Below are 15,974 nucleotides of genomic sequence, written 5' to 3' on the forward strand. Positions count from 1 at the left end.
TAAAGCAGTTGCTTGATGAAAAACAAGCAAAGGAGGTCTTCTGTTGCAGCTGTTACATTTCGCGATTTTGGCGCCTTTTTTATTTGCATTTATCGTTCCCTTTCTTTATAAACGGGTAAAACAAGTCCATACAGGCTGGTTTGTGCTGATATTGCCCGTTGTGCTGTTTGTTTACTTTATCAGCAAGCTCCCGCTGACAATGGCGGGAGAAACCGTCCGGTATGCGGCCGAATGGATTCCTTCCCTCGGTATTAACTATACCGTTTATATTGACGGACTCGGGCTGTTATTCGCTTTATTGATTACGGGCATCGGCTCTCTGGTGACACTTTACAGTATTTTTTACTTATCGAAGGACAAAGAAAGGCTCGGCCCCTTTTACGTGTACCTGCTGATGTTTATGGGCGCGATGCTCGGCGTTGTGCTCGTCGATAACGTCATTGTGCTTTATATGTTCTGGGAGCTGACAAGCCTGTCATCCTTTTTATTAATCGGGTATTGGCATAAGCGGGAGAAATCACGTTACGGGGCGGAAAAATCACTGCTGATTACCGTCGGCGGCGGACTGTGCATGCTCGGCGGCTTTATCCTGCTGTATCTGATGACGGACTCATTCAGTATCAGGGAAATGGTCAACCAGGTGCATATTATCGCCGGCCATCCGTTCTTTATTCCGGCAATGGTTCTCCTGTTATTGGGGGCCTTTACGAAATCAGCGCAGTTTCCGTTTTACATCTGGCTTCCTGATGCCATGGAAGCCCCGACTCCTGTCAGCGCCTACCTGCACTCGGCAACAATGGTGAAAGCGGGCATTTATCTGATTGCCAGATTCAGTCCGGTTTTTGCGTTTTCACCCGTCTGGTTTTGGACGGTTGCCTCAGTCGGTCTGATCACGATGGTATGGGCTTCCTTCAACGCGATTAAACAAACCGATTTAAAAGCGATTCTGGCTTTTTCCACAGTCAGCCAGCTCGGTATGATTGTATCGATGCTCGGCGCAGGAGCCGCCGCGCTTCACTTTCAGCATTCGGAGTATTTCACGGCGGCTGTGACCGCGGCTGTGTTTCACTTAATTAACCATGCTACTTTTAAAGGAAGTTTATTTATGGCGGTCGGCATTATCGACCATGAAACGGGAACGAGGGATATCCGCAGGCTCGGCGGACTGATGGCGCTTATGCCGATAACGTTTACCGTTTCATTGATCGGAACCTTTTCCATGGCCGGCCTCCCTCCTTTTAACGGCTTCTTAAGTAAAGAAATGTTCTTTACAAGTATGCTGCGGATTGCTCATGCAGATATTTTCAGCCTGGATACGTGGGGCGTGCTGTTCCCCGTTCTGGCGTGGATCGGCAGCGTCTTCACGTTTATCTACAGCATGAAGCTGTTTTTCAGAACGTTCAGAGGCGCGCGCAAAACGGATCAGCTTGAAAAGACGCCGCATGAAGCTCCGCTTGGCATGCTGATTTCGCCGGTGATTCTTGCCGCTTGCGCCGTCAGTCTGTTTTTCGCACCGAATGTTTTATCCTACAGCCTGATTGAACCGGCGATGAATTCCATTTATCCGGCTCTGTTAACCGGCGGGGATACATTCCATGTCCACATTTCCCAGTGGCACGGTGTGACGGCTGAAGTGCTGATGACCGTCGGCATTATCATTGTCGGCACGATCGGTTACGTGTCTCTGTCTAAATGGGAGCGGGTATACGGTCTGTTTCCGAAGAAACTGACGCTGAACCGGCTTTACAATGCGGTGACGGGCAGTATGGAAAAAAGATCTTACCAGCTGACGTCATCTTATATGACCGGATTTTTGCGGGATTATCTGCTGTATATTTTTGCGGCGTTTATCATTCTCATCGGAGCGGCGTTCGTGATGAAAGGCGGCTTTTCCATGACAACGAAAGGAATGGCTGAGATCGGTCTGTATGAAATCGTGCTGTCGCTCGTTATGGTGAGCGCAACGATTGCGACTGTGTTCGCCAAATCGCGGCTGACGGCCATTATCGCACTCGGAGTTGTCGGGTATACGCTCGCGCTGTTTTTCGTGATTTTCAGAGCGCCCGATCTGGCGCTCACGCAGCTTGTCATTGAGACGATATCCGTCGCCTTGTTTCTTCTTTGTTTTTATCATCTGCCGAAAATGCGGCGGAAAAAGAAGACCAGAACATTCCGGCTGACGAATTTTATCATTTCTCTCGGTGTCGGCGTCATCGTGACAATGCTCGGAATCGCGTCTTCCAGCGAAAAAACAAAAGACAGTATCGCCTCTTTTTTCACGGCTTACAGTCATAAGCTTGGGGGAGGCAATAATATTGTCAACGTCATCCTCGTTGATTTCAGGGGATTTGACACCATGTTTGAAATCACGGTGCTGTCGATTGCCGCACTCGGCATTTACAGCATGATCAGAACGAAAGTAAAAGAGGAGGGAGAAGAGCGTTGAGACAGCAAAAAACAAACGACATCATCCTTCAGACGGCAACGAAACTTGTATCTTTTATCATTCTGCTTTTCTCTTTCTATTTATTTTTATCGGGGCATAACGCTCCCGGCGGAGGATTTGTCGGCGGGCTGATTACATCTTCGGCCATTGTGCTTTTGCTTTTGGCCTTTGATTTAAAAACCGTCAAGTCGATTTTGCCCGTCAATTTTATTTATGTAGCGGGCGCGGGTCTGCTTATCGCGATTGCAACGGGTGCAGGTTCGTTCTTTTTCGGAGCGCCCTTTCTCACCCATACATTCGGCCATTTTCATCTCCCGGTGCTCGGGAATACGGAGCTTGCGACGGCCACTTTGTTTGATTTAGGTGTGTATCTCGTTGTTGTCGGCGTGACGATGACCATTATTCAAACGATTGGAGAGGAAGAATAGTGGAAATCTTAATGTCTGTCATTGCCGGTATTTTGTTTATGGCGGCAACCTACCTGCTGCTTTCTAAAAGTCTGCTGCGCGTGATTATCGGCACCGCGCTTTTAAGCCACGGCGTCCATTTGCTGCTTCTGACCATGGGCGGACTGAAAAAAGGCGCCCCTCCCATACTGGGCGGAAAAAGCACATCGTTTGTCGATCCGCTGCCGCAGGCACTTATACTGACGGCGATCGTTATTTCGTTCGGCGTCACGTCCTTCCTGCTTGTGATGGCGTTTCGCGCCTATCAGGAACTGAAAACGGACGATATGGATCGAATGAGGGGAAATGATCAACATGAATAACTTTGTGATATTGCCTATTCTGGTGCCGCTGCTTTGCGCAGTGCTGCTGATTTTTATGAACAGGCACGTGATGCTGATGCGGATATTCAGTACTGCCGCTTCCTGTGTCTCCATCGCCATCAGCGCCGTTCTCGTTCAGACGGTTTTTACACACGGAATTCAGACGCTGACACTCGGCGGCTGGAAAGCGCCGTACGGCATTGTGCTCGCCGCTGATCAGCTCGCCGCACTGCTTGTTTTGACAACCGCCGTCATCGGGCTGCTCGTCATTTTGTACTCCTTCCGCTCTATCGGAGAAAAACGGGAGCGCGCTTTCTATTATTCAGGGGTGCAGTTTCTTCTCGCGGGGGTAAGCGGAGCGTTTTTGACGGGTGACCTGTTCAACATGTACGTCTTCTTTGAGCTTCTGCTTATCGCGTCCTACATGCTGATCGTGCTTGGCGGAACGAAAATTCAATTAAGAGAATCATTGAAGTATATCGTGTTTAACATTGTGTCATCCGCGTTTTTTGTCATCGGTGTCGGTTATTTATATGCGGTGACGGGGACGCTGAATATGGCTGATTTAAGCGTGAAAATCAGCGAATCGGGCCAGACCGGGCTGATAACTGTCATCGGCGTCCTGTTTCTCGTCGTTTTCGGTTTAAAGGGCGGGATATTCCCGCTGTATTTCTGGATGCCGGGCTCTTATTACGCCCCGCCGGCTGCGATTTCGGCCTTATTCGGATCTCTTTTGACGAAAGTCGGCCTGTACGCCATTTTGAGAGTATTCACCTTGATTTTCATTCACGATGCAGGCTTTACCCACCAATTGATGATGTGGCTTGCGATGCTGACGGTATTATTCGGCGTAATCGGGTCTATCGCCTTTTCGGATGTCATGAAAATCGTCATCTATAATATTATTACAGCCGTCGGCGTGATTTTGTTCGGCATCGCCATGAACACCCCGGCCTCCATTCAAGGAGCGGTTTATTACTTGATTCACGATATGCTGATAAAAGGAGCGCTGTTTATGCTGGCGGGAACGCTTATCACGCTGACCGGCACGGCGAGTCTGCATAAAATGAGCGGCCTGATCACCCGTTATCCCGTTTTGGGATGGATGTTCTTTATCTCCGCCATATCTTTGGCCGGCATCCCGCCGTTCAGCGGATTTGTGGGCAAGCTGAAGATTGCTGAAGGCGGTTTTGATCAGGGGGAAACATTGTTCTCCGTATTGATTCTCTTGTCGAGCCTGCTTGTGCTGTATTCCGTGCTGAAGGTTTTTACGACGGCTTTTTGGGGAGAAGAAAAAGAAATCCCGGGCGCGGGCGGACGGTCCGCAAAAGGGCTTCTTTATCCGGCAGCCGCTTTTCTCCTTTTGTCGCTTCTGTTCGGGCTCGGAACCGAATGGGTTTCACCGTATGTCAATCAGACGGCTGAGAATCTGCTGAATCCGGAAAAATACATTGAAGCTGTTTTGAAGGAGTAGATGGCATGGCTTTGCAACTATTATTAAATGTTCTTCTCGCTGTTTGCTGGATGTTTCTTACAAACAGCCTCAGCGCGGCGGGATTTGTTACCGGATTTATCGCGGGCTTGGCGGCGCTGTTTTTTTTCCGGCGCTTCTTCTCGCGGCCGTTTTACATTTGGAAAATATGGTCGGTCATCAAACTGATGCTGATCTTTATAAAAGAATTATATCTGGCCAATGTCAGCGTGCTGAAAACCGTTATTTCGCCGAAGATGAACATCCGCCCGGGCATTTTCGCGTTTAAGACGGAACTGACGGAGGATTGGGAGATCACACTGCTCTCGCTGTTAATCACTCTGACGCCGGGTACGCTTGTGATGGATATCTCCGATGACCGGTCGATTCTCTATATACACGCTATGGACATTGAGGATGCGGAGAAAGCGATTCATGACATCCGCGTCTCTTTTGAGAAAGCCATTCAGGAGGTGAGCCGCTGATGTTTACGTTTATTCTGCAATTATCACTCGGCATTATGGCGGTTTCGACTCTTCTGTACGTCATTCGAGTCATTAAAGGGCCTACGATACCGGACCGGGTCGTCGCGCTTGATGGGATCGGCATCAATCTGATTGCCATGACCGCGCTCGTATCCATCCTTTTAAGAACAACGGCCTTTTTGGATATCATTCTGCTGCTCGGCATTTTATCATTTATCGGCACGATTGCCTTCGCTAAGTTTTTGGAGAAAGGAGAGATTATCGAAAATGATCGAAATCGTTAAATGGGCCGTCGCCGTTTGTATTCTGATGGGATCGCTGATCTGCCTGGTCGCGTCTTTCGGCACACTCAGACTTCCTGACATGTATACACGCGCCCACGCCTCTTCAAAAGGCTCGACACTCGGCGTTAATTTGATATTGCTCGGGGTGTTAGGTTACTTGTGGATGCTGACCGGAGAAATTTCCGTAAAAATACTGCTCGGCATCATTTTTATCCTGCTGACGGCGCCGGTCGGGGCGCACCTCATATGCAGAGCCGCGTATAACTCGGGAACGGCGCTTGATAAACGAAGCGTTCAGGATGATTATAAAGGGATCAGAAACTTTGTGATCAAACGAAAAGAAGATTCATATTTGTAAAAACAAACAGCCGGACGATTCAGGGTTCCGGCTGTTTGTTTATTTTGTTATAACAGCCAGCGTGCAGCGGGACACACAGATCAGCCTTTCTCTTTCATCGAAAATGTTAATCCCGTACACAATGGTTGTCCTGCCTGTGTGAACGGGTTCCGCAATCGCCGTGACCGTACCGCCCTCTTTCACGGATTTTAAATGATTGGCATTAATCTCAAGCCCGACACAGGCCTGTTTCGACCGGTCGATAAAATGCTGGGCGCCGATGCTTGCAACAGTCTCCGCCAGCGCTGCGGACGCGCCTCCGTGCAGATATCCGAAAGGCTGCACCGTCCTCTTATCCACCGGCATAACAGCGACGCATCTCTCCGCCGTGTTTTCAGTGATTTCAATGCCGAGTGCGCCGAGCAATGTATGATTCAGATTCATAGATCATTCTCCTTTCAAGGTTTATAGTACATTATCTGACTTGGCGATCAGCACCGCTTCAGTGCGGGAGCCGACATTCAGCTTATTAAAAATAGATGTCAGGCTGTATTCAATCGACCGCTTGCTTAAGTGAAGCGCATCGGCGATTTCCTGATTGGTCAAACCTTTTTCGACCTCTTGGAGAATATGGCGCTCTCTCGGGGTTAACCGATCCTGCTCACTTTGAGGGGAAGAAGACGTTTTTGTTTTTTGCTGGGTCATCAGCTGTTTGAAATAGGAGAAATCAACTAAAATCTGTCCGTTGAGCACGTGATATATGTATTGCATGATTTTCTCTTTAGATTCGGTTTTGCTGATGGCGCCATGCAGGCCCGCGCGGATGGATTCTTCAAAATAATCTTCAACTTCATAGCCTGTGTAGACAATGATTTTACAGAGAGGATTCTCTTTTAAGATTTTCTTGGATAGCTCTATGCCGCTGAGGTCATCACCCAGATTTAAATCCATTAATATGAGATCGTAAGCTGAAAAATCATGCCGGAGAACGAACTGTTCACTGGCATCGGGACTGAGGCAATCGACAGAAAGATTCGTGTCCGTTTCCAGAATCGTCTTGGTGCCCTCCATGACAGCCGGATGATCATCAATCACTAGTATCTTTTTCATGGTTTCCTCCCTTTTACTCATTCATTTCCATTTTATTAAAAAGACTTGGCTTCTGCCAAGTCGATTTGGTGATAAATTGGTTACAATTCCATTTCAATATCCGCTTTAAAACCATTTCCTTCACTTGTGTCGATTTTCATCCGGCCGTCAAGCGCCCGGACGCGCTCCTTAATGCCCGAAAGCCCCATGCTCATCGACTGTCCGCCGCCTTCTTCCTGATTGCACCCGACCCCGTCATCTTCATAATGCAGAATCACTTTATTTTGAATGCTGATCAGCATAATCAGCACCTCATTGGCCTGTGAATGCTTCATGGCATTCGAAAGAAATTCCTGAATGATGCGGTACAAATTCAGCTGCGTATCCAAATCCAGCGCCGCCGTAAACCGGCCCGTATTCAGACGGATATGAAACGGCGCACGCTCCTGCTGCTGTGCGGCAAGCTTGGATACCGCCTTGACCAGACCCAAATCATACAGCAGCTGAGGCCGAAGCTCATGGCACGTCTCCCGGGTCATCAAAATGACATCCGACATCTGCTCATTCATCTGATGAAGCTTGTCCTGCACCTCTAACTGGCAAGGCTCTTCTCTTTTAAAATCAGCCAGAAACAGCTCACACTGGCGCTTCAAAGAAATCAAATCCTGCAGCACCGAATCATGCAGATCACGGGCCAAATCCGACCGCTGCTTTTCCTCGATCGTAAACATCAGCTTTTTGAGCCAGACCGGGTTTGTCTCCTGTTTCTTTAAATCTTCGAGATGATTCATCAGTTCTTCGATTTTAAGCACGTTCTCCATCGTAATACTGGTGTAGAATGATAAGGTCTTTAACCAAGAAATCTCATCCCAAGTTAGTTTCGGAGTATTCATAAATGATAAACACAGTACAATGTATGATTTACTGCCCCGTTCCCCTATTTTCATTAAAAACCCTTTATCTACCTGAACTATTTTGCCGATTTCGCTGGTCGTTTCAGCTAATTGATGAGAATACGGCTCCCATAATTTTTTCTCATTATCATTAAAAAAACATCTTACATTTAAGTCTCCTTCTGCTTCTAAAACACAGACTTTACTAACCATCAAAACTTCAAGTAGAGTAGATTCAAGTTCAGTGAATACTTGTTTTAAGGATGAAGCTCCTTTAATTATTTGAGTAAACTTGAATATGCTGTCCTGATAATTATGTTTTTCAGAAAAACGCTTTAAACGGAAACGAAAATCTAAGATCTCTTTCGAATAAAACACAGCTAACATAATAATATATGTAAGCAAAGTTAGTTTAAACGTATAAAACTCTGAGTTTGGATCTTGTACAAGATCATAAATTGTAATAATAAGTAAAGTAGGAGTGACAGCTAAAAGACTATAATATTTCAACCGCCCAATAATAAAATCAATTTCATAGATTTTATTAGTCATAAATTGATAAACTAAAGAAAAAGGAATTAATAAAAGAAAAGGCGCAACTAAAAAAGAAGAAACATAATAGTCATTAAAAATAATGTAGGGTGCCACATACAAGAATACAAATGGTGAGAAAGCAAAAATATTAATTAAAAGAAAAGTCTTAAGAATATTTGCTTGCTCTGTTTTTTTGTACTTTATTAAACCTACAGTAATGAAAAATAGAGCTATTAAATAAAGGAGTGATATTGATACTAAATTAACTTTTCCCACTACTCCTCTTTCAAACCACTGCCTAAAAAACTCTAGTATTATATTAATAACAGGGACTGTATATAAAGCAACAAAAACTTTCCCGTTAAAAATCTTGTATCCAAATTCTTTAATATATTGATAAATAAACAAGAGATAATTTACCGGGACGGATATTAAAGTTATGACATTTACGTATCGACTTATTATATCTCCTTTTGACGAGCCTCCCGCACTTACGTATGCCATACCAGTAGTAAGTAAAAAGATGATCAATATAAATGCTGAAACTGAATTTTTTTCCTTGTTAATTTTTAAAATAAGGATAATACAACTAAGGCATACGAAGAAGAAAATAACAGGTATTAAATAAACAAATAAATTGTCCTCACTTAATAAACTTAAGTTTTTGAGTTCAACTATTTCACCAGATCTTTTAACTGTCATAGATCTAACGTTTTTTAATGTATTCTGTTTTAAATCTTTTGGTTCAACATTCTGATCCTGATTAATTTTAATTACAATGTCGCCTTTTTTGACACCTGCATAATAAGCCATAGTATAATCTGACACTCTGGTAATTTCTATTTGACCTTTGTTATTAACATTTGCGGTGGCTCCCACAAATAGATTATTTACATTTATATAAGTTAAATAGAAAATATAAGACAAGCTGAGTAAAATTAATAAAATGGAATACGTATTTTTAGATAACTTCATATTTACCCCTGTTTCATGACGGTTTCCAATATATCTCGTCTTTTGAACTCATTGAGATTAATTGATCAAATCCAAGCAATACTCCTTTCACCTCTTCTTTATCTAAACCTATAATACTGACTTCTTCTCTTCTCAATTTTTGAACAATTTCGGGATTACGAACTAAATAATTTACTATTTCCTGCATTTTTATCCACCTTCTCATTTTCGCAAATTTTTTTAATTAAATAGTTTTTGTTCTCTAAAGTCAAATTTAAATTTTCGAGTCCATTTTTCACTTTCAAATTATATAGATTAATCATAACTGACATATAATGGATAACACCAGATTCTAAGAGAAGCCGTTTTAACTCTGATTGTTGAAAGTTGTTGTTTAACAATTTTGTGGACACTGTGTTGAATTTTTTCTCTAAGAACTGAATTGCCAAATTTGTCTTTTTGAAAAAGGTTTCCGTATTATTCACATACATTACTTCAAATAAATCATTTTTTAATTGAGCTGCAACCCCTATATAGAAAGCATACTGCTCCACATCTGATTGATAACGTTTAGTTGCAAGTACGGCACCCAGCATACTTGCTAAAGCTGTCAAAGCCCCTGACTTTTTCTTAATCATTTCAATGCATTGATTTTCAGTTAAAGTATTATCAACCAAATCAATGTGTTGTCCTTCCATAGCTTGAACTGTATATTTTAGAGCTGTCTTGAGTAATAACCCTTCCGGATCTCGAGATGATATAACTTGGAGAGCTATTGTATAAATTAAAGTTGCAATATTTAAAGATACAGCATGATCCATTTTCATCCATTCTGCATTTGGACGATCCTTATCTTGTATGTCATCAAAAATATCAGCCGCTAAGATAAGCAGTTCAATCCCTGTTCCTAAATCTAGTATTTCTTCAAAATCGTTCCCTCCAAAAGCCAAATAATGATCTAAAGCTAACTCAGCGAATGGAAAGTTGTTTTTTGTATCAGCAAAATTCAAAACATGTTTACTTACTTCTTTATTCACATCATTTTTTTTGAGAATATGGTTTATTGTGTCCTTTACATCCTCTGCTTCTAGAGTTAATTTCTTAGCTATATGAATCCCTCACTTTATTTTACTAAACCCTTTTGTTCAAATACAGCATGTTTATTGTTTTTTAACAATCATATAATACTTTATCCATTAATTGTATAACAAATGCACAAAAAAAAGACTTGTTTCCAAGTCTTTTTAAGAAATTTTCATTGCATATGAGAATTTATCGAGCTGATCAATGCTTTTGTTAATGTTTCGTAAAGAGTCGGTTGTTTCTCTGATATCATTTTCAAGTCGGAATAATAATTGCTTTACTTCTTCTAATTTCTTTTCCACCGTTTCCACACTCCTTTTTTTGAAAGATCAATGAATTGTGTATGGTGAACGAGTCCTAGGTATTTGATCTGTTACTAATAGTGTAAACGTTTTTGCGGGATTTTTCACCGAAAAGTATGTGTAAAAGTATCTGCGTGACACCGCAAACCTCGATAATCCTATAGTCCCGAATGGAGCATTTAAAGAACAGGACTATATAACTATGATAAAGGCAGACGTTTGGGGTGAAGCAGATCAATTTTGTGGTTCTGCTGTTTTTTGAACGGTTTTCCGACAAACCGACAAGGACTATAGTCCCCGTCGTCGCAATTTCAAAACAGAATGGGCGAACAGCGTCGCATATCCACCGACAAACACCGAAAAGACCGCAACCCCCGCATTGTGGTCTTTTTGCATGTCATAACTCGTTATCACGCGGCCTATACTCATATATAACGAATGTTATCTCAGGAAGGAGGCCGCCGCATGCATTATGTGTATCTATGCTGCCCTGTTTTCGCCGCGCCGTACCGCAATCCTGCGCCTGCTCCCCAGGCTTCCGCAAATATTTTGACAGCGTCCGCAAAAGACGCTGCGGGCATGCTGGAGGATGCCCGCCTGCTTCTTGCGCGGCTGTCGGCGTCAAAAGAGCTTGCGCGCCGCATCCTCACCGCAGCGGAATCATCTGACGCCGCAGCGGTCAAGCGGCTCATTAAGCAGACCGGCATCAAAAATGACTTTGACGTGACATTTAATCCCGACGGCATCCGCGTCAGTCTGATCAGGGAGCAAAGCCGGTTCATCATCGCCCTCAGGTGGTCAGCTTAAAGCATCAATCCACGATCAGCTGCCGGCACCATTCGATTGCCTGCAAGTAACATTCATACGCTGCTTCTTTGTCCAGTTCTTTTCCCCATTCGTCACAGTCCCAGTTGTTGCATTCAATGGCTTTGACGAGCCCGAGCATCTTATAATAATCGTTTTCATAACCGAGCAGCGCCTGTCCGACTTCATCAATTAAAGGCAGTTCTTTGACGATATCCTCCAGCTCCCTGTGGAGAAGCGTATCGATGAGTGAAAACATGCCGATCAGCATGTAGGAAGCGGGCTGCGGTCTTCCGGTCCTTTTCGCAAGCAGTTCGCACAGCTTGGCCCTGATTAAGGAAATCTTAATGATTTCTTTTTGGCTTGAGTGGCTTTTCGCCGTTAAATCTCTGAATGAAAGAATGTAAATCAAGCGCTTAATCTCATTCAGCCCAAGCATCATGATGGCCTGCCGGATGCTGTCTATCTTTTTTTTCAGCCTTGTCTGCGATCCGTTTAAAAAACGCAGAATCTGATACGATAATGTAACGTCCCGCTCTATGTATTCCGTCACGCGCTCTATATCGGGCTGGTCTTGGTTTAATTCGTTTAAAAGCTGGTAGTAAGAATGAAAATGAAACGTCAGATCATTCCCGCTGATGACACGCGGTTCACTGAAAAAATATCCTTGAAACAGGTGAAAGCCGTCTATGGCCGCCTGTTTGTAATCTTTTCTTGTCTCCACTTTTTCCGCTAAATAAATCAGACTTTTACAGCTGTACGTCTGAATGATTTTTTTGCGTTCCAGACGCGAGGATTGCAAAAAGTCGATTTTTAAAATATCAATATATTTCATCAGCTGTTCCAATAATTCTTCATTTGCCGGATTGATGGCGTAAAAATCATCAAGTGCTAATGTATATCCTAGTTTCTTCAGCTGTCTGCATCTTGAGATCAGAGCCGGGGTGATCGGTATGTCCTCAAGAATTTCGATAATGAGCTGGTCAGGATCAAAGGAGGTAGGGAGATCTGAAAACATCAGGCTTTCTGTAAAATTCACAAAGCAGCGTTTTCCCTCAGTCAGTTTTTCGATTCCGATGTTGATAAAGCTGTTAATAATGAGATCAGTCGTAGCTTTATCTCCGTCTGCGGCCGAATAACGGTTCTCTTCGCTCTCCCGGTAAAGAAGTTCATAAGCAACAACCTGTTCATTCCTGTTGAAGATAGGCTGTCTGGCAACAAACACCTTCATTCATTTACCCCCTTAGATGCGGCCTTCGAACATAAGTATATCAAATAATTTGACGAATTTTGTCTAAATGTGAAAAATATTATCGCAAACAAAAAGCCTTTCCAGAGAAAGGAAAGGCTGCTTTGTCTTCTATTCAAGTTCCCGTTTCAGCTTGCTTTTGATCTCATGAATCCGCTGCATCTTGTTGCTCCAGCAGTCTTCGCTTAAATCAACCGGATATTCTTCCGGCTTGCTGATCCGTTTGTATTCCTCCCACAGAAGTTTGAGGTTATCCTGCACGTATTGCTGGATGTCGGTGATTTCGGGATTATCATAGCATAAAACGCCGTTTTCAAAAATCGGCTCATGCAGGTCTTTCGCATAGAAATCAGTGACGAATTTGCTGACGAACGTGTGAACGGGATGGAACATTTTTAAACGTTTCTGGTCATTTACCCGCTCGTCATAAAGAGCGATATAATCCCCTTCCGAGTGGTGGTTCAGCTTGTTGATAATCCGGTATACTTTCTTTCTTCCCGGCGTTGTCACTTTTTCAGGGTTCGACGAAATCTTGATGGTGTCGGTCAGTTTGCCGTCCTCTTCAATGGCGACAAGCTTGTAAACCGCGCCGAGGGCCGGCTGATCGTATGCGGTAATCAGCTTTGTGCCGACTCCCCATGTATCGATTTTCGCTCCCTGCGATTTCAGATTTAATATCGTGTGCTCATCAAGGTCGCTTGAAGCAATGACCTTCGCGTCTTTGAAACCCGCTTCATCAAGCATTTCTCGCGCTTTTTTTGACAGGTACGCCAAGTCCCCGCTGTCTAAGCGGATGCCGATGAAATTGATCCGGTCGCCGAATTCTTTCGCGACTTTAATCGCATTCGGCATGCCTGAACGGATCGTATCGTACGTATCGACGAGGAACACGCAGTCTCTGTGCGTCTCCGCATATTTCTTAAAAGCCGTGTACTCATCGCGGTACGCTTGTACGAGTGCATGAGCGTGCGTGCCGGATACCGGTATATTAAAACGCTTGCCGGCTCTTACATTACTCGTCGCGCTGAAGCCGCCGATCAGAGCCGCTCTCGCTCCCCACATAGCCGCATCCATTTCATGGGCGCGCCGCGTTCCGAATTCAAGGGCGTCTTCATCACCGACTACGCCTTTAATGCGGGCCGCTTTCGTGGCGATTAATGTTTGGTAATTCACAATGTTAAGCAGAGCCGTCTCAATCAGCTGCGCTTCAATGAGGGGCGCTTCGACCCGCATAATCGGTTCGTTGTTAAAGACGAGCTCTCCTTCTTTCATGCTGTAAAGAGATCCGGTAAATGACAGATCCCGCAAATAATCAATGAAATCATCAGCATAGTGCAATTCCGTTTTTAAATAGTTCAGATCGCTGTCAGTAAACTTGAAGTTCTCCAAGTATTCGATTGCTTTTTCTAAGCCCGCAAATACCGCATAGCCGTTTTCAAAAGGAAGCTTTCTGAAAAAAAGCTCAAAAATTGCTTTTTTCTCATGAATGCCGTCTCTCCAGTACGTTTCGGCCATATTAATTTGATAAAGATCTGTATGTAAAGACAAACTGTCGTCTTTAAAACCATGCTCCACCAAAATTGTTTTCCCCTTCCTTACTCTGCCACTTGCGCTCCGATGCTGTTCTTAAAATGGGACAGCGCCCATTCATGCCCTTCCGGATTAAAGCTTGCCACAGCGTTTTGATGAATGACGATCTGAAAGCCCTTGTTGTAGGCGTCAACCGCCGTGTGAAGAACGCAGATGTCGGTGCACAGGCCCGCAAGATGCAGTTCAGTGATCTGCCGTTCCCGCAGTTTCAGCTCTAAATCCGTTCCAGCAAAAGCAGAATATCTCGATTTTTCCATGTAGCTTACGTTTTTTGCGTGTTTATGTTTCTCATAAAGAGGCGAGAGCTTTCCGTACAGCTCTTTGCCCTCCGTGCCGTTGATATTATGCGGAGGAAACAGGCGTGTTTCCGGATGAAAGTCATCGTCTGCATCATGTGAATCTACCGCAAAGACAACGTAATCACCATTTTCTATAAATGCTTGTGTCAAACTGACAATCTTATCCTCAATTTGCCTTGCGGGTTCTCCGCAGGTTAATGCTCCGTTCTCTGCTGCAAAATCATTCGTATAATCAATGCAAATAAATGCTTTTTTCATAGCCGGCCTCCCCGCCATTCATATGAAAACCATTATATCCTATCTCCACTTGTAAGTGAATTGGCATTATAAAATGACACTTGCTTTTCTAAGATTTCAGGAGTGAGCGCTTGAAAATGTCATCCTGAACGTAAATGCCGTCAAGGTTCACCGCATGATCGGCGGCAAATACCAGGCCGAGCGGCGTTTCGAATTGAAGATCCGAGATCACGGAGCTTCGGACACCTTCCAGTGCGGCAAGCTTCATATAGGGTGAATAAGCATGATATGGGAGCCTTCCGTTTATATAGAGCACCGCATCTTTTCGTTTTTTCAGCGTCTGTTTCACTTCTTCATACGGCTTCTTTTGCAGCACCTGCCCCTTCGTCAGGGCAATGATGACCCGTTCACGCAGCGAGCCTAAAAATAAATGCCGTTCATCCGGTTTCGTCTGCAGAGGGCCGTACATACCCTGCTGTAAATAAAGGTCAACCGTTTTGTCGCTCATCGGCCTTCCCTCCTCAGCTTGTTTTACAATTATCGCCCCGGACGGGACGCGGTAAACCGTCTTCGTTACATTTCAGCGACCCAATGGGAGATCTTTCCTGCGAGCTCTCCGGCGGGCTCTTCATCTATCAGCTTGCTGAATGATTGTAAAAGCCGCTGCGCCAGCGCCTTTTTCTCTTCCTCATAGGAAATGATCGTGCTCCACTCAAGTTCCGGAACGGCTACGAGGGTATGCTGTTCTTTTTTATTTTCATGCAGATACACGTCGCCGATCATTCCGGACTGAACGGTAATATTCGCTTTTCTGATTTTCATAAAAATTCCCCTTTTATAAAAGACTGATTCTATTATACTACAAAAAAGCGACAGCCTCCTAAAGGAGGCTGTCACGCGTTAAACCAATCAGGTTCGTCAAACAGATCAATGTCTTCAAAGCGCGTTTTGCTGAATTTATTAGTGACTTTGACAAAATCTCCGGAATGAAACGCCCCTGACCCCGCGCCTGAGTGGTCAACAGCTTTGGGAGAAATGGCAAACACGTCACCGAAGCTCGCCGCAGCATCTCCGGCTAAGCTCATGATATAAATCGGTCCCACAATTGCAGGCATACCCACACCTCCGCTTTTCTTTACAGCAGTTTA

20 protein-coding genes are annotated in these 15,974 nt (G+C 44.3%); 8 read left to right on the plus strand and 12 right to left on the minus strand.

Annotated features, from left to right (window positions below; genetic code table 11):
* The first annotated feature begins 43 nt into the window (after positions 1 to 43).
* The 7 genes from AC1DN5_RS15400 to mnhG are packed head-to-tail and all read left to right on the plus strand — an operon-like array spanning position 44 to position 5,813.
* The gene (locus AC1DN5_RS15400; RefSeq protein ID WP_366969718.1) at positions 44 to 2,446 is read left to right on the plus strand and encodes a Na+/H+ antiporter subunit A; all 2,403 of its coding nucleotides are present in this window, start codon (positions 44 to 46) and stop codon (positions 2,444 to 2,446) included.
* The gene (locus AC1DN5_RS15405; protein ID WP_016938123.1) at positions 2,443 to 2,874 is read left to right on the plus strand and encodes a Na(+)/H(+) antiporter subunit B; all 432 of its coding nucleotides are present in this window, start codon (positions 2,443 to 2,445) and stop codon (positions 2,872 to 2,874) included. The genes AC1DN5_RS15400 and AC1DN5_RS15405 overlap by 4 nt, the downstream gene beginning before the upstream one ends.
* Positions 2,874 to 3,215 carry a Na(+)/H(+) antiporter subunit C gene (locus AC1DN5_RS15410; protein WP_003152063.1) on the plus strand — a complete coding sequence of 114 codons (342 nt, stop codon included), beginning with the start codon at positions 2,874 to 2,876 and terminating at the stop codon, positions 3,213 to 3,215. Before AC1DN5_RS15405 ends, AC1DN5_RS15410 begins: the two co-directional genes overlap by 1 nt.
* The gene (locus AC1DN5_RS15415) at positions 3,208 to 4,689 is read left to right on the plus strand and encodes a Na+/H+ antiporter subunit D (protein ID WP_049627261.1); all 1,482 of its coding nucleotides are present in this window, start codon (positions 3,208 to 3,210) and stop codon (positions 4,687 to 4,689) included. The genes AC1DN5_RS15410 and AC1DN5_RS15415 overlap by 8 nt, the downstream gene beginning before the upstream one ends.
* Before the next feature lie 5 nt (positions 4,690 to 4,694).
* A complete protein-coding gene (locus tag AC1DN5_RS15420) occupies positions 4,695 to 5,171 on the plus strand; it encodes a Na+/H+ antiporter subunit E (RefSeq protein WP_016938121.1) in 477 nt (158 codons plus the stop codon).
* Entirely contained in the window at positions 5,171 to 5,455 is a 285-nt protein-coding gene (locus AC1DN5_RS15425; RefSeq protein WP_016938120.1) for a Na(+)/H(+) antiporter subunit F1, read from the plus strand. Before AC1DN5_RS15420 ends, AC1DN5_RS15425 begins: the two co-directional genes overlap by 1 nt.
* Positions 5,439 to 5,813 carry a monovalent cation/H(+) antiporter subunit G gene (gene mnhG, locus AC1DN5_RS15430; protein ID WP_016938119.1) on the plus strand — a complete coding sequence of 125 codons (375 nt, stop codon included), beginning with the start codon at positions 5,439 to 5,441 and terminating at the stop codon, positions 5,811 to 5,813. Before AC1DN5_RS15425 ends, mnhG begins: the two co-directional genes overlap by 17 nt.
* Before the next feature lie 39 nt (positions 5,814 to 5,852).
* Here the strand turns inward: mnhG and AC1DN5_RS15435 are convergent, their stop codons facing one another.
* From AC1DN5_RS15435 to degQ, 6 genes are all read right to left on the minus strand, one after another.
* Positions 5,853 to 6,236: a hotdog fold thioesterase gene (locus AC1DN5_RS15435; RefSeq protein WP_366969719.1), complete on the minus strand. Its 384-nt coding sequence runs from the start codon at positions 6,234 to 6,236 to the stop codon at positions 5,853 to 5,855.
* A 21-nt stretch (positions 6,237 to 6,257) separates the two neighbouring features.
* A complete protein-coding gene (gene comA / locus AC1DN5_RS15440; protein ID WP_016938117.1) occupies positions 6,258 to 6,902 on the minus strand; it encodes a two-component system response regulator ComA in 645 nt (214 codons plus the stop codon).
* Positions 6,903 to 6,982: 80 nt separating this feature from the next.
* The gene (locus AC1DN5_RS15445; RefSeq protein WP_366969720.1) at positions 6,983 to 9,283 is read right to left on the minus strand and encodes a histidine kinase; all 2,301 of its coding nucleotides are present in this window, start codon (positions 9,281 to 9,283) and stop codon (positions 6,983 to 6,985) included.
* 13 nt (positions 9,284 to 9,296) lie between these two features.
* Positions 9,297 to 9,470, minus strand: coding sequence for a competence pheromone ComX (comX, locus tag AC1DN5_RS15450; protein ID WP_012118314.1), 174 nt, complete (start codon positions 9,468 to 9,470; stop codon positions 9,297 to 9,299).
* Positions 9,439 to 10,299 (minus strand): polyprenyl synthetase family protein, encoded by an 861-nt coding sequence (locus AC1DN5_RS15455; RefSeq protein ID WP_366969721.1) that lies wholly within the window; start codon positions 10,297 to 10,299, stop codon positions 9,439 to 9,441. Before AC1DN5_RS15455 ends, comX begins: the two co-directional genes overlap by 32 nt.
* Before the next feature lie 207 nt (positions 10,300 to 10,506).
* A complete protein-coding gene (gene degQ / locus AC1DN5_RS15460) occupies positions 10,507 to 10,647 on the minus strand; it encodes a degradation enzyme regulation protein DegQ (RefSeq protein ID WP_013353398.1) in 141 nt (46 codons plus the stop codon).
* 465 nt (positions 10,648 to 11,112) lie between these two features.
* Here degQ and AC1DN5_RS15465 point away from each other — a divergent pair, with 465 nt between their 5' ends.
* Positions 11,113 to 11,454, plus strand: coding sequence for a YuzC family spore coat inner layer protein (locus tag AC1DN5_RS15465; RefSeq protein WP_049627267.1), 342 nt, complete (start codon positions 11,113 to 11,115; stop codon positions 11,452 to 11,454).
* Between the two features lie 4 nt (positions 11,455 to 11,458).
* On the opposite strand, the gene AC1DN5_RS15470 is transcribed toward AC1DN5_RS15465, so the two are convergent.
* The 6 genes from AC1DN5_RS15470 to AC1DN5_RS15495 form a co-directional block, all read right to left on the minus strand.
* On the minus strand, positions 11,459 to 12,682 hold the full coding sequence (locus tag AC1DN5_RS15470; protein WP_342007004.1) for an EAL and HDOD domain-containing protein: 1,224 nt from the start codon (positions 12,680 to 12,682) through the stop codon (positions 11,459 to 11,461).
* A 129-nt stretch (positions 12,683 to 12,811) separates the two neighbouring features.
* Positions 12,812 to 14,278, minus strand: coding sequence for a nicotinate phosphoribosyltransferase (locus tag AC1DN5_RS15475; RefSeq protein WP_095241408.1), 1,467 nt, complete (start codon positions 14,276 to 14,278; stop codon positions 12,812 to 12,814).
* Between the two features lie 17 nt (positions 14,279 to 14,295).
* Complete coding sequence (locus AC1DN5_RS15480; protein WP_016938111.1) at positions 14,296 to 14,847, minus strand: cysteine hydrolase family protein; 552 nt, start codon at positions 14,845 to 14,847, stop codon at positions 14,296 to 14,298.
* Between the two features lie 88 nt (positions 14,848 to 14,935).
* A complete protein-coding gene (locus AC1DN5_RS15485; RefSeq protein ID WP_366969723.1) occupies positions 14,936 to 15,334 on the minus strand; it encodes a YueI family protein in 399 nt (132 codons plus the stop codon).
* A gap of 65 nt (positions 15,335 to 15,399) precedes the next feature.
* Entirely contained in the window at positions 15,400 to 15,648 is a 249-nt protein-coding gene (locus AC1DN5_RS15490; protein WP_013353404.1) for a YueH family protein, read from the minus strand.
* Between the two features lie 71 nt (positions 15,649 to 15,719).
* Positions 15,720 to 15,941: a spore germination protein gene (locus AC1DN5_RS15495; protein ID WP_016938109.1), complete on the minus strand. Its 222-nt coding sequence runs from the start codon at positions 15,939 to 15,941 to the stop codon at positions 15,720 to 15,722.
* Positions 15,942 to 15,974 lie beyond the last annotated feature (33 nt).

This window comes from Bacillus sp. 01N42_2, assembly GCF_056399565.1.